Annotated in this window: 10 protein-coding genes; 4 read left to right on the top strand and 6 right to left on the bottom strand. The window is 64.8% G+C overall.

The features are described 5' to 3' along the window. Window positions 1-2 precede the first annotated feature (2 nt). The 4 genes from AB6804_RS02295 to AB6804_RS02280 all read right to left on the bottom strand — a co-directional run bounded on the left by AB6804_RS02295 (window position 3) and on the right by AB6804_RS02280 (window position 6,499). Window positions 3-3,125: an MdtB/MuxB family multidrug efflux RND transporter permease subunit gene (locus AB6804_RS02295; RefSeq protein ID WP_370885060.1), complete on the bottom strand. Its 3,123-nt coding sequence runs from the start codon at window positions 3,123-3,125 to the stop codon at window positions 3-5. A 15-nt stretch (window positions 3,126-3,140) separates the two neighbouring features. Then, window positions 3,141-4,514 carry an MdtA/MuxA family multidrug efflux RND transporter periplasmic adaptor subunit gene (locus AB6804_RS02290; protein ID WP_370885059.1) on the bottom strand — a complete coding sequence of 458 codons (1,374 nt, stop codon included), beginning with the start codon at window positions 4,512-4,514 and terminating at the stop codon, window positions 3,141-3,143. Window positions 4,515-4,841: 327 nt separating this feature from the next. Beyond that, window positions 4,842-5,675: an IclR family transcriptional regulator gene (locus AB6804_RS02285; RefSeq protein WP_370885402.1), complete on the bottom strand. Its 834-nt coding sequence runs from the start codon at window positions 5,673-5,675 to the stop codon at window positions 4,842-4,844. Window positions 5,676-6,199: 524 nt separating this feature from the next. Continuing rightward, window positions 6,200-6,499, bottom strand: coding sequence for a hypothetical protein (locus AB6804_RS02280; protein ID WP_370885058.1), 300 nt, complete (start codon window positions 6,497-6,499; stop codon window positions 6,200-6,202). Between the two features lie 228 nt (window positions 6,500-6,727). Here AB6804_RS02280 and AB6804_RS02275 point away from each other — a divergent pair, with 228 nt between their 5' ends. Together AB6804_RS02275 and AB6804_RS02270 are read left to right on the top strand one after the other, a co-directional pair. After that, complete coding sequence (locus tag AB6804_RS02275; protein WP_370885057.1) at window positions 6,728-7,174, top strand: hypothetical protein; 447 nt, start codon at window positions 6,728-6,730, stop codon at window positions 7,172-7,174. Between the two features lie 90 nt (window positions 7,175-7,264). Next, window positions 7,265-9,841 carry a mechanosensitive ion channel family protein gene (locus AB6804_RS02270; RefSeq protein WP_370885056.1) on the top strand — a complete coding sequence of 859 codons (2,577 nt, stop codon included), beginning with the start codon at window positions 7,265-7,267 and terminating at the stop codon, window positions 9,839-9,841. Between the two features lie 7 nt (window positions 9,842-9,848). On the opposite strand, the gene AB6804_RS02265 is transcribed toward AB6804_RS02270, so the two are convergent. Next, complete coding sequence (locus AB6804_RS02265) at window positions 9,849-10,409, bottom strand: cysteine dioxygenase (RefSeq protein WP_370885401.1); 561 nt, start codon at window positions 10,407-10,409, stop codon at window positions 9,849-9,851. 145 nt (window positions 10,410-10,554) lie between these two features. Between AB6804_RS02265 and AB6804_RS02260 the strand changes: the two genes are divergently transcribed. Both AB6804_RS02260 and AB6804_RS02255 read left to right on the top strand, forming a co-directional pair. After that, window positions 10,555-11,028 carry an Lrp/AsnC family transcriptional regulator gene (locus AB6804_RS02260; protein WP_370885055.1) on the top strand — a complete coding sequence of 158 codons (474 nt, stop codon included), beginning with the start codon at window positions 10,555-10,557 and terminating at the stop codon, window positions 11,026-11,028. 268 nt (window positions 11,029-11,296) lie between these two features. After that, window positions 11,297-11,518 carry a hypothetical protein gene (locus AB6804_RS02255; RefSeq protein ID WP_370885054.1) on the top strand — a complete coding sequence of 74 codons (222 nt, stop codon included), beginning with the start codon at window positions 11,297-11,299 and terminating at the stop codon, window positions 11,516-11,518. Between the two features lie 8 nt (window positions 11,519-11,526). Here the strand turns inward: AB6804_RS02255 and AB6804_RS02250 are convergent, their stop codons facing one another. Then, window positions 11,527-13,992 (bottom strand): FUSC family membrane protein, encoded by a 2,466-nt coding sequence (locus AB6804_RS02250; RefSeq protein ID WP_370885053.1) that lies wholly within the window; start codon window positions 13,990-13,992, stop codon window positions 11,527-11,529. Window positions 13,993-13,994 lie beyond the last annotated feature (2 nt).

Below are 13,994 nucleotides of genomic sequence, written 5' to 3'. Positions count from 1 at the left end.
GCTTACTCCACGTCGCTCGCGGGCCGCGCGCCGGGCAGGCCGCGTCCGAAGCGCGCGCGCAGGCGCTGGCCGAGCGAATCGAACGCGAGGTAAATCACCGGCGTCGTGAACAGCGTCAGCAGTTGCGACACGATCAGCCCGCCGACGATCGCGATCCCCAGCGGATGCCGCAGCTCCGAACCCGCGCCCCAGCCGAGCATCAGCGGCAGTGCGCCGAGCAGCGCGGCCATCGTCGTCATCAGGATGGGGCGGAAGCGCAACAGGCACGCCTGGAAGATCGCCTCGCGCGGCGACTTGCCTTCATCGCGCTCCGCTTCGAGCGCGAAGTCGATCATCATGATCGCGTTCTTCTTCACGATGCCGATCAGGAGCACGATGCCGATGATCCCGATGATGTCCAGATCGTGTCCGGTGATCATCAGCGAGAGCAGCGCGCCGACGCCCGCCGACGGCAGCGTCGAAAGAATGGTGATCGGGTGGATGAAGCTCTCGTACAGTATGCCGAGCACGATGTACATCGTGACGACGGCCGCGAGAATCAGGAAAAGTTCGTTCGACAGCGACGCCTGGAATGCGAGCGCCGCGCCCTGATAGCGAATCTGGAACGAAGCGGGCAAGCCGATCTCGTTCTTCGCCTGTTCGATCGCCTTCACTGCCGCGCCGAGCGATGCGCCCTTTGCCAGATTGAACGATACGGTCGTCGCCGGGAACTGCCCGAGATGCGTGACGAGCAGGGGCGCTGCGCGCTCGTGGAACGTCGCGATGCTCGAGAGCGGGACCTGTCCGTTCGTCGCGGTGGAGGAGGGCAGATAGATGCCGTTGAGCGTTTCGCTGTAGTGCGCGTCGCTCGGTTCGGCTTCGAGAATCACGCGGTACTGGTTCGATTGCGTGAAGATCGTCGAGATGATGCGCTGGCCGAAGGCGTCGTAGAGCGCGTTGTCGACGGTCGCCGGCGTGATGCCGAAGCGCGCGGCCGTCGCCCGGTCGATTTCGACGTACACGGACTGGCCGTTCTGCTGCAGGTCGGTGGCGACATCCGTCAGGATCGACGTATGTTGCAGCTTCTCGACGAGCTTCGGCACCCATTCCGCGAATTCCGTCGCGTTCGGGTCCGTCAGCATGAACTGATACTGCGTCGGGCTGACGGTGGAGTCGATCGTCAAATCCTGAACCGGCTGCATGTACAGCTTGATGCCCGGAATATCCGCGACTTCGCTCTGAATGGTGCGGATGACATCGCTCGACGTATCGCTGCGGTCGTCGCGCGGCTTCAGGTTGATGAGCATGCGCCCGCTGTTGAGCGTGATGTTCGTGCCATCGACACCGATGAATGACGTCAGACTCTCGACATCCGGGTTCTGCAAAATCTTCCTTGCGAGCGCCTGCTGCTGTTCGGCCACCGCCTGGTACGACGCGGCCTGCGGCGCTTGCGTGATCGCCTGAATGACGCCCGTGTCCTGCGTTGGGAAGAAGCCCTTCGGGATGAACACGTAGAGCACGGCGGTCAGCACCAGTGTGAGCACGGCGACGAAGAGCGTTGCACGCTGCCGCTCCAGCACCCATTCGAGCGCGACTGCGTACCGGCCGATCACATAGTCGATGAACCGGTGTGCGCGCGCCTCGAAGCGCTTGCTGTCGCGCGGCGGCGTGTGACGCAGCAGCTTCGCGCACATCATCGGGACGAGCGTGAGCGACACGATCGCCGAAATGACGATGGTCACCGCGAGCGTGATCGCGAATTCATGGAACAGCCGGCCGACGACATCGCCCATGAAGAGCAGCGGGATCAGCACGGCGATCAGCGAGACCGTCAGCGAGATGATCGTGAAGCCGATCTGCCGGCTGCCCTTCAGCGCGGCTTCGAGCGGCGATTCGCCTTCTTCGACGTAGCGCGCGATGTTCTCGATCATCACGATGGCGTCATCGACGACGAAGCCCGTCGCAATGGTCAGCGCCATCAGCGAGAGATTGTCGAGCGAAAAGCCGCACAGATACATGACCGCGAGCGTGCCGACGAGCGACAGCGGCACCGAAAGGCTCGGAATGATCGTCGCGTAGAAGTTGGCGAGGAAGAGATAGATCACCATCACGACCAGCACGACGGACAGCGCGAGTTCGAACTGCACGTCGCGCACGGACGCGCGAATGGTGGTGGTGCGGTCGGTGACGACGCGCACGTCGAGCGCGGCCGGCAGCGATTGCTGCAAATTGGGCAGCAGCTTCTTGATGCCGTCCACCACCTGAATGACGTTGGCGCCGGGCTGGCGCTGCACGTTGAGGATGATGGCGGGCGTGGAATCCACCCACGCGCCGAGCTTCGTGTTCTCCGGGCCCTCCACGATGGTCGCGACATCGGTCAGCATCACGGGCCGCCCGCTGCGATACGCGACGACCGCGCTCTTGTACGCGTTTGCATCGGTGAGCTGATCGTTCGCGTTGATCGTGTAGGCGCGCGTCGGGCCGTCGAAGTTGCCCTTCGGCGTGTTGACGTTCAGGTTGGAGATGGTCGTGCGAAGGTCGTCGATATTCAGTCCGTACGACGCGAGCGCGCGCGTGTTCGCCTGAATGCGCACCGCCGGGCGATTGCCGCCGCTGATCGACACGAGACCGACGCCCGCCACCTGCGAAATCTTTTGCGCGAGGCGCGTGTCGGCGAGATCCTGCACTTGCGTGAGCGGCAGGGTCTTCGAGCTGATCGCGAGCGTCATGATCGGCGCGTCGGCGGGATTCACCTTCGCGTAGATCGGCGGCGCGGGCAGGTCGGACGGCAGCAGATTGCCCGCCGCGTTGATCGCGGCCTGCACTTCCTGCTCGGCGATATCGAGCGGCAAGTCGAGGCTGAACTGCAGCGTGATGACCGACGCCCCCGCCGAACTCTGCGACGACATCTGATTGAGGCTGGCCATCTGCCCGAACTGCTTTTCAAGCGGTGCGGTGACGCTGGACGTCATCACGTCGGGCGACGCGCCGGGATAGAAGGTCTGGACCTGGATGGTCGGATAATCGACGGCGGGCAGCGCCGAAAGCGGCAGAAAGCGCAGCGCGACAAGGCCGACGAGCATGATCGCCGCCATCAGGAGCGCCGTGCCGACGGGACGCAGAATAAAAATGCGGGAGGGATTCATGCGTTCGCCTGACGGTTACTGCGACTGCTGCTGACGCCGGTGCCCGCCGTGCCGCGCGCCCGACGCGCCCGACGCCGGCGCCGCCGCCGATGCACCCGATGCCGCCGATGCACCGGATGCACCGGATGCGCCCGCCGCGCGATCCGCCGGAATCGTGATTTTCGCGCCTTCCTTGAGGCGGTCCGAGCCGTCGGTGACAACACGCTCGCCCACTTGCAGGCCGGACTTGATGCTGGTGCGCTCGCCATCGACCGGGCCGATCTTCACGTTGCGCACGGTCACGGTGTTGTCCGGCTTCACGACATACACGAACGCGCCCGATGAACCGTTGAGCACCGCCGATGTCGGCACGATGGTCGCATTCCTGATGACGTCGACGAGCAGCTTCGTGTTCACGAACTGGTTCGGAAACAGCATGCCTTCCTTGTTCTGGAAGGTGGCGCGCAGCTTCACGGTGCCGGTCGTGGTGTCGATCTGATTGTCGACGGTTTCCAGATAGCCGGCTTCGAGCGCGGTCGTGTTCGCGCGGTCATAAGCGGTCACGGACATCTTCGTGCCCGCATGCAGCGGCTTGAGGATGGCGGCGAGGTTGTCTTCGGAGGTCGTGAAGATCACGCTGATCGGCTGCAACTGCGTGATGACGACGACGCCGTTCGTATCGCCCGTGGTCACGTAGTTGCCCGGATCGACCTGCCGCAGGCCCACGCGGCCCGACACCGGCGCGGTGATGCGTGCATACGTGAGGTCGAGCTTGTAGGTATCGACGTTCGCCTGATCGGACTTCACCGCGCCTTCGTACTGCTTGACGAGCGATGCCTGCGTGTCGACCTGCTGCTTCGCGATGGAGTCCTGCGAAAGCAGCGTCTGATAGCGCTGCAAGTCGAGACGCGCCGTTTGCAGCAGCGCCTGATCGCGGGCGAGCGTGCCTTCGGCGTTGCGCAGCGAAATCTCGTAAGGACGCGGATCGATTTGCGCGAGCAGATCGCCCTTCTTGACCATCTGGCCTTCGGTGAACGCGACGTTCATCAGCGTGCCGTTCAGCTGCGTCTTGACCGTGACATTGGCGAGCGGCGTGACGGTGCCCAGCGAGTTGATGACCACCGGCATCTCGCCTTGCGCGACGGTGGCGACGTGCACCGGCTGCGGCTGGTTCATCGGGTTCGCGCCGCGCCGTCCGCCCTGGCGCGCCTCCTGCGGCTGGCCGGACGTGCCGCCGCGATTCCACGGATGCCACCACGCCACCGCTGCCGCGACGATCAGCACGGTGACGATGAGCGGCACGAGCCGGCGACGGCGCGGCGGCGTGTCGGCGGTAACGGGCGGAGCGGGATCAGCGGGGCGCGTGGGCTTCTGGCGTGACTGCGCGGGAGAGGTTTTCTGGTCGTCCATCTTCGGTGGCTGGGTCTTTCCAAGTCTGTCGTACGGGGCGCGGATGGGCGGCATCTCGCGATGCGGTCGGGGCGGGGTCCGGGAAGACCGGTGGCGGGCCGAGCAGCCCGTCAGTTCGAAACAGCCGATGTTGGGGCAGGGCTTCGGCCATGCGTCCCGGCGCGGCCCCGGTGCGCGCGAAGCATGATGCTACGTCTCGCACCGATGCCCGTCCACCGGGCATTCTTTCTGTTGATTACGGCTGTTAGAGCGGGCCGTCGATTACCCAACGCGTGGCCGTCGGACGCCGTGCGACGGTCACGCGCCATCGCGATTGCGCGCGTAAGTTTACTTCGTCTCGCGGGTCCACGCCCTTGCGCCGGGCGTGCCGCCGATCTCGCGCGCAATGTATTCGATGCATTCGAGCAGCGCGGGCGCGACGGTCCCGACGAGCGTTTCATGCGGACATTGATGCGCCGCTCCGCCGCAGTTGACCGAATACCGCTCCTCCGACGGACCGACGAAGCCTGCGGCCACCGCGTTGAGTCCGTGATGCCAGTCGCCGAGCGATATCGCGAAGCCGTGGCGGCGCGCATCGTCGAGACCGCGCTGCAAGCCGCCGGCGATGGCCGGCCAGTCATCGCCCGACGCGGTTTGCAGGCTGCCGATCAACGCCTGCCGGTCGTCATCGTCGAGCACGGACAGATACGCGCGCCCGATGGCGGAACGGCTCAGGTCCATCTTGCCGCCGACATCGAGGCGCGAAACCAGCACGGCGGAACGCGGCCGGATCGCGTCGATGACGACCATCTCCAGCCGGTCGCGTACGGCTAGATGCACGCTCAAGCCGGTGCGCTCCGCGAGCGCAATCAGAAACGGTCGCGCCCGGGCGCGAATATCGAAGTTGCGCAGAAAGCCATTGCTCAGTTCGAGCACCGATGCCGTCAGCACGAAGCGCTCGCTGTCGGGCAGGCGAAGCAGCAAGCCGGCGCCGACGAGCGTCGCGGTGATGCGCGACACCGTCGGCTTAGGGATGCCGGTCCAGTCGGCCAGTTCACGATTGCTGACGGGCGCATCGGCGGCGGCGATCCGGCGCAGCACGTCCAGTCCACGGGCGAGCGCGGTGACTTCATCGCCATCTTTGTCTTTTGTTTTGTTCCGGCTCGTCGACCGGCTGCTCATCGTGTCAATTTGCATAATGAAACGTCGTTTCGAATGCGAGGTTGTACGTGAGGGTGACGTCGCGCGGTGTCAAACTTGCAAGCCATGCAAGCCCCGATGATAAGTGGTATCAAATACGTAACTTTTTAATGATACGTCCCCGCAACGACGCTTTCGGGCAGTTGCCCGGACGCAGAAATTTTGCTTGACTTGAGCAATGATCCCGGAAAAAATGGAATCCGATTTCGAAACCGCTGGCGACGTGCGCAACGCTTACCGCCCCGTGTTTGGAAGACAGGCTCTCAGGTTCTAGCACGGCCCTCGGAATGGCTAGAACTTTTAAGGCGCTACGGCAACGTGGCGCCTTTTTTTTGCCTGTACGTTTTGGATGACGGCCGTGACTTGGCCCTGAATATACGCGCAAAGGGCGCGCGGCGCTGCAGTGGAGCGCCAGAGGAAAGCGGAAGCGAATGACGCTGCGGCCAGCGCCATGGAGACGTGGCCGTGCGCTGGACGCGACGACGATCGCGCCCGGCGAATCTGGATCAATGCAGCTGATTGAACACGCGACGCTGCCGCAGCAGCAACTTGCCACGGACGAGCCAGTAGGCGCTCGCGACGAGCAGCACAACCCCTACGCCGAGCGGAACCAGCGGATGAATGCGCTCCGGCGAGGGCTGGCTGGTTGCGACGAGCAGTGCGGCGAAAAACGCGGCGCCCGCCTGATAGTAAGAACGCTTGGCGAGTACCCGGCGCATGCGATGGGTAGTGAAGCGGGAGATGGGTGCGCGGGTGAAGGGTTCGAATAGCATCAGCCCGGCGACGAGGGAGATAGCGAGATTCATGTAAAGCATGGTTGATACGGATGGGAGGCGGGGACTGCGCGCACTATATGCCGATCCGTGATCGCCCAGAAGCAGAAGTCTCCTAAAAATAGAGGAAACGTTCTACTGCGCGTCGGGGCGGATCGGCCAGGTGTCAAAGCGCGAGTTCTCCCGCCATGCAAGCTTCGCAATCTGCGCCGGTTCGGACAGCGTATGATGAGCGCGCGTTTTTCACGTAGGAGCAAGACCATGCAGATGACTCCCTTCACCCGCATTGCGATGGCGCTGGCGGCGCTCGGCGCGCTTGCCGCGTGCGAGAAACACGACGCCACCGCAGGCCAGGCCGCCAGTGCGCTCAACAACCTCGCGAGCCAGACCAACCAGAAGTTCGATCAGGCGGCGAGCTACGTCGGCCAAAAGATGGATGCCGCCAAGCAGTCGGCGCAGCAGGGACTCGACAAGGCCGGCTCGATGCCGGACATGTCGGCGAGCGGCGTTGCGGCCTCGGCGCGGGCGAACCTCAATAGTGCGGCGAGCGCGACGAACGCCGCCATCGCGGATGCCGCGAGCGCGACCGGCGCGGGGCTGCAATCGGCGGGGCGCAAGCTGCAGGAATGGTCCGCGAAGGATGGCGGCGCGTCGGCCACGAGTCCCGCCGCCGAGTCGTCCGGAACGCGCACGGACATGGACAAGTAAGCCTCCGGCTTAACATTCGGTTACGTCCATGATGCGTGGTGCGTCGAGGTCAGCCGGTAAACTGGCGAGCTTTCGGAAATCGAGACCGTTATGAAGTCACGCAAGCTCGCGCATGGCGGCGCGCTGGCGTTCGTCGCGAGATCCCGGACGACGGTTTTCGCCGTCGCGCGCGCGCTGTCGTCGCTCTTCCTGGCCGCGCTGGTCCTGCTGACGATGACCCCCGCCGAAGCCGCCACCACGCTCGAACTGCCCACGTTCCAGGAACTCATCGCGCCGCCCGCGCCGGCATCGTCGGCGGAGGCGGCTGTCGGTGCATCGGCGCCTTCCGTGTCGGATGCCGACATGCTGCACTCGCTCGACACCGTCATCGCGACGCTCGACAACGACCGCCAGCGCGCGGCGCTCGTCGCGCAACTCAAGCGTCTGCGCGATGCGAAGCATGCTGCCGCGTCCGCTGCGCCCGCCACGCCCGCCTCGTCTGCCGATACCGCCCCGACCGCCGCCGGTGCCGCCGCAAGCGCCCCGGCGAGCGCGCCGACGCCCTCGGTGGTGGCGAGCATCGCGCAGAACGCGGGCTTGCTGGGCGCGATCGCATCGGCGGTCACGAGCATCGAAGCCGACGTGAAGCGCGGCAAGACGCCGCTCGCCTACTGGGGCGGGCGCTTCAACGCGGCGGGCAACGAGCTGTTCACGATCGTCACGAGCCAGAGCCGCGAGCCGTTCGGCCGCACGCTATTCAACTTCTTCGCGACGCTCGCGGGCTGGGGCGCGTGCGCCTTCGTGCTCGTGTATGCGCAGCGGCGCGTATCGAGCCGGTATGGCGTGGAAGTGTCGCTGCATTCGAATCCGACGACGCGCGAACTGCTGCTCTTCGCGATGCGCCGCGTCGCGCCGTATCTGATCGCGTTTCTGGCGGCGCTGACTTTCGCGCATTTGATGCCGCAATCGCTCGGCCGCACGCTCGCGATGGTCACAGCGTATGCAATGGTCGCGGGCGCGGTGTTCTCGGCCATCTGCCTCATCATGTTCTCGCTGTTCGGCTCGGCGCACCGGCGCGTCGCGGTGAACGTGCTGATCATTCACGCGCGGCGGCTGCTGTTTCTGATCGGCACGCTCGGCGCGCTCGGCGATGCTGCTGCCAACTACGACGTCGCGCAACAACTGGGCACCAATCTTTCCGCGCTGATCTCGACCTTCGCGAACATGGCGGCCGCCGCGCTCACCGCGTACTTCGCGCTCGCGTTCCAGCGGCCGGTCGCGCATCTGATCCGCAGCCGCACCTACGAGCAGCGCCACACGCGCAAGGCCGCGACCGAAACGTTCGATGTCGTCGCGTCGCTATGGCAATTGCCGTTGCTCCTGCTCGCGTCGGCGTCGGTGGTGGCGACGCTCGCGGGCATCGGCACGTCCGAGAACGTGTTGCAGATGGCGATCGCGACCGCTGGCCTGCTGGTCGTCGCGTTCTTCCTGTCGGCGATCGTGATCCGCATCACGCGGCCCAAATCGCGCCGTCCGCGCCGCCAGTCGGCTTATGTGCGGCGGCTCGTCAAGTTCGTCGGCACGCTGATCGTGGTCGGCGTGTGGCTCGCGTTCCTCGAAGTGTCGTCACGCTTCTGGGGCTTCTCGCTCGCGGACATGGCCGAGCGCAGCGTCGCGGCGCGCGGCATCACGCACGCCTTCGGCATGATCGTGCTGACGTTCTTCGTCGTGTGGCTCGTGTGGATTCTGATCGACACCGGCATCCAGGAAACCCTCAAGCCCGATTCCGCGCGGCGCGGCGGACGCGGCCCGAGCATGCGCGCTCGCACGATGCTGCCACTTTTGCGCAATGTCGTATTCGTCGTGCTGTTGACGATCGCCGCGATCGTCACGGCGGCGAATCTCGGCCTCAACGTGACGCCGCTGCTCGCGGGCGCGGGCGTGATCGGTCTTGCGGTCGGTTTCGGCGCGCAATCGCTGGTCGCGGACCTGATCACCGGGCTTTTCATCATCATCGAGGACACCATTTCGGTCGGCGATTCGATCGAGGTCGAAGGCGGGCACGCGGGCATCGTCGAGAGCCTGACGATCCGGACCGTGCGCCTGCGCGACGGTCAGGGCGCGATTCACGCGATCCCGTTCTCGCAAATCAAGACGGTGAAGAACCTGTCGCGCGATTTCGCTTATGCCGTGTTCGAAGTGCGCTTGCCGTTTTCCGCCGATGTCGACGCCGTCACCGACATGATCCGCGAGGTCGGCGCGGAACTGATGGACGATCTGCGCTACCGGCGCGAGATGCTGGGACCGGTCGAAGTGTGGGGACTGGACCGCTTCGATCCGAACTGGATGGTCGTGAAAGGGCAGATCAAGACGCGGCCGCTTCAGCAATGGAGCGTCGCGCGGGCGTTCAATCTGCGCATCAAGCGCAAGATGGACGAAGCCGGCATGCAGATTCCGGTGCCGCAAATGCAGGTGCAGATGTCGCGCGACTCCGGCGATGTCAGGGAAGCCGACGCGAAGTCCAAGCGCATCTGGATCGACGAAGAAGAAGCGGCCGACGCCGCCGATGCACCGCGTGCCGTGGCGCTCGACGTATCACACGAGCCCCGGCCCGCGCCGCCCGCCACCGATCATTCGGTGCAGATTCCGCCGCAGATTCCCACGGCGCCGGAGCCGGGCAAGGGCTGATTGAGCGTCAGGCGGCGAGCAGATCGTTGACGTGCGTGGCGATATGTTCGCCCGCGACGCCATAGACGTGAATCGATACGGCGCGCGTGACGGCATCGGCGGGATTGCCGAGTTGATGAATCGCGCCGCGTCCCGCATCGACGAACGATACCGCGCCCGCCGCACGCGGATGACGGCGCGTTTCCACCGCGCGGTGCGTATCGGCATCCCAGCGATAGAGCGTTTCGGCGAGCGTGCCGTCGATGACCGCGTACCCGCACCACGTCCGATGGCCATGCACCGGACTCGCTTGCCCCGGCTCCCACACGAGCGCGGCGATCGCGTACCGGTTGAGCGGATCGGCGGCGAGCAGATGGCGGCGGTATCGGCGCGCGTCGCCGATGCGCTGGTGCGCGCGCAGCAGCGAGGGATCGGCGATCGCCCGCGTCAGCGCCGCACGCACTTGCGCCCCAAACGATGCGCCGCCGGCTTCGAGCGCGGCATCGATGTCATGGCAAAGGCGTCGCAAGGCCGGGTTGTCGTTGCTCAGCGCGTGCAGCGCGGCGCGGGGGCCGGCGTTTTGCCGCATCGGGCGATTAAAACTTTGCAGCTTCATGATGATTGTGGGATCGGGAGTCGAGCCTCCATTTATATCGGCTTGCATCTGGAATTTGTTTTCATATAATTCCGCCAACACTTCGAAAAATAGAAAATTAATCTACGGGGGATGCAGTATGGGAATGGACGTCATTGACCGCAAGCTGCTCGAACTGCTGCAGGGCGACGTGACGATGCCCGTCGCGGAACTGGCTCAGCGCGTCAATCTTTCGCAGACGCCGTGCTGGAAGCGCGTGCAACGGCTCAAGGAGACCGGCGTGATCCGCGCGCAAGTCGCGTTGTGCGATCCGAAGAAGCTCGGCGTCGGCACGACGGTGTTCGTCGCGGTGCGCACCAACCAGCACACGCAAATCTGGGCGGACGAGTTCACGCGCGCCGTGCGCGACATGCCGGAAGTGGTCGAGGTGTACCGGATGAGCGGCGAGACGGACTATCTGCTGCGCGTGGTGGTAGCCGACATCGACGATTACGACCGCGTCTACAAGCAACTCATTCGCGCGGTGCCGATCTACGACGTCAGCTCAAGTTTCGCGATGGAACAGATCAAGTATTCGACGGCGTTGCCGGTGCGGCCCGCATCCGACGCCTGAGCGCGGCAAAAGAAAGCCGCCCGGGGAGGGCGGCCGAACACGTCCGGTCACGAGGTATCACGGCGAGCCCTGGCGCTCGCGTGATCAGACGCGCATGGAATCCGATTGAGTATGGTCAACGAGACGGGCTTCGTTCAAGCCGGACGGTGCAGCACAGAATTTCGGGGGTGTCGTTCGCGGACTGAAACACCGCGCGCAATCCAACTGAAAACGAAGCCGGGTACGATGTCGGTTCTATCTCAAAACTTTGAACGAGCCGCCGCGCCCCATGACCGACGACCCACGCAACAAGCGCCCGAACGCCCCGCAGAAAAAGAAGAATCCGACCTTGGGGATCAGCGTGTTCATCGTCGTGGTGTTGCTGCTGGTGATCTTCACGCTGCTCTTCAACGCGATTCGCGAGAAGCGCGCGTTCGACGAGCAGACCGCGTCGCCCGCCACGGCAAGCGATGCGCGGCCCGCGCTCCCGGCGATCGGCGCATCGCAATAACGCTGCGCTCACGACGGCAGATGAATCTGCGTCGCGTCCTTGCGGATCAGCGTCGACGCCGTGAGCATCTGCTTGCACTGATGCGCGAGCAATTTCAGATCCTGAATCGCATCGGCGGGAAGCGTCTGCGCGCGTTCGGCGGCGGCGACCATCGTATCGAGATCGCGGCGCAAATCCTTGATCGCGTCGGAGGGCGGGGCGCCGTCGTCATCCGATATCGCGGCCTGGGCATCCGACAGATTGTCCCGCACGATGCCGAATGCCCGCTGCACCGGCTCGAACGGCTTCGGATCGGCGTCATTGATCGCTTGCAATAGCGGCGCGGCCGCCGTGATCTGCGACGCGAGCACGTGGCTCTGCACGAGGAGATCGTTCAGTTCGGCGACGTATTTTTGCTGCGGCTTCGGCTCCAGCATCATGCGCTGAAACGCCTGCGCGAGATTGGCGAACGCGACGTGCACGTTCTTGCGCGCGAGCCGGTAGCGGAAGTCGCGATCGAGCGCCGTCGCCGCGACGGTCGCGGCGGCAGACCCGCCCTTGCTCGCGGTGGCCGCCGTGCTCTCGCCGATATTCACCGACGACAGCCGCTCCGCCGTCGCGCTCGCGGCCTTGAGGGCGGGCTCGTCGCTGGCGGCGCCGGTTTTGATTTCCGGCGCGGGCACGGGCTCAGGCGCGGTTGCGAGCGCCGCGCCCGCGTTGCCATCGGCGAAAGCGGCGCTCGGCACGGACGACGGCGCGCGGGACGTAGCGCCCCCGGTTTGCGTTTTCCAGGACCAGCTTGCTTCCAGATAATTGCGCGTCGCGCCGAGCAGATCCTTCACGAGCTTGCCCATCAGCCGATACTCCCAGTACGGGAACAGATGACTCGCGGCGATGGCGATGGCGGACCCGACGACCGTATCGATGGCCCGCTCGCCGATCAGCCGCAAGCTGCCCGGCGCAAGCAGATGGAACATCAGCAGCACATACGACGACGTGAACACCACGCTGCCCGCGTAGTTGAAGAGCAGCAGGCTGTAGCTCATGACCATGGACGCGAACATCGCGACGAGCAGCACATGCGGGTCCTTGACGACGAGGATCAGCGCGATCGTCACCGCGCAGCCGATCGTCGTGCCGATGATCCGCTGCGTATTGCGCTGCTTGGTGAGCGAATAGCCCGGCTTCAGGATGATGACCGTGGTCATCACGATCCAGTACGCGTTCGTGAGCGGCAGCAGCCGCCCGAGCCAGAAGCCGACGCCCACCGCGATCGTCACGCGCAGCGCGTGACGGAAGCTCGGCGATGACATCGTCAGATTCGAGAAAATCTGCCTGAACGGCACCCGCCGGCTCGAAATGAAACGCGAGAGCGCGTGATCGATCTGCACCTCGGTTCCGCTGAGACTCGCGTCGTCGTGCGTGCGGCGGCGCATCTTGTCGATCAGGCGCGTGGCGCTCCACAGACGCCGGAACACGGCCGCCGCCGCCGCATACGCCTCGGGATTCTTCTCGGGCAGCGCGTGCTTGCGCATCAACTCGAGTTCGTATTCGATCGCGCGCAACTCGGCTTTCATGCTGACGTGCTTCGACGCCGGCCGGTTTTGCAGCACCGCGAGGCCGATCTCCTCCAGGTCCTCGCTGGCCTTGCGCATCAGGTCGCGATAGAACACGAGCACGTCCGAGCCGGCGAAGGTCTTGCGCACGAGCGGATAATCCGTGTGCGCGCCGACGAAGAATTCGTGCAGGTCCACGATGTTGATGAAGAGATTGAAGAGCCGCGCGCGCCGCGCATCGAGCTTGCCGGTCTTCACCTTCGGCAGGTTGCGCAACACGATCTCGCGTGCGCCTTCCTGCTGCTCGACGGCCGCGATCTGCTTTTCAATGAGCTTTCGATAACACTCGTCGAGGTCGGCGTCGACGTCATAGAACTCGGCGCGCGCCTGCAGGTACTCCGCGCAACTGAAGATGCTCTGCGCGAGCGCCTGCCGCTCGATGCGATACACGAGCAGATGCGAGACGAGCGTCGCCCAGTACGTGTACCAGAGGCCACCCAGCAGAATCCACGACGCGTTGATGAGCGCCTGCATCGGCGTGAAATGCTCTTCGAGCGTCACGATCATCATGAAGAGCGTCGCGAAGCTGATTTGCGGCCAGCGGTTGCCGTAGACGACGATCAGCGACAGCACGAAGGTGAGCGGCACGACGGTCAGCCACAGCGTCACCGGATGGGCCGTCGCAATGCCGGTCGCGAGCGCCGAAAAAAAGCCGATGAACGTGCACGCGAGCATCTCGTTGTGCTTGTGCTTGAGCGGCCCCGGCATGTCGACGACGCACGCGCCCAGCGCACCGGTTGCGATCGTGAAGCCGAGTTCGCGGTTGTGAAACACCGTGAGCATCAGCACGGCCGGAAGCGAGATGCCCAGCGCGCTGCGCAAGCCGCCGAAAAAGTACTGGCTATAGATGAACTTTTTTATTTCGAACGAGTAACGCATCG

The sequence above is a fragment of the Caballeronia sp. RCC_10 genome (assembly GCF_041360715.1).
In the GTDB taxonomy this organism is placed as follows: domain Bacteria; phylum Pseudomonadota; class Gammaproteobacteria; order Burkholderiales; family Burkholderiaceae; genus Caballeronia; species Caballeronia grimmiae.
The sequence above is the reverse complement of the archived record's forward strand: the minus strand, read 5'-3'. Positions and strand labels throughout refer to the sequence as shown.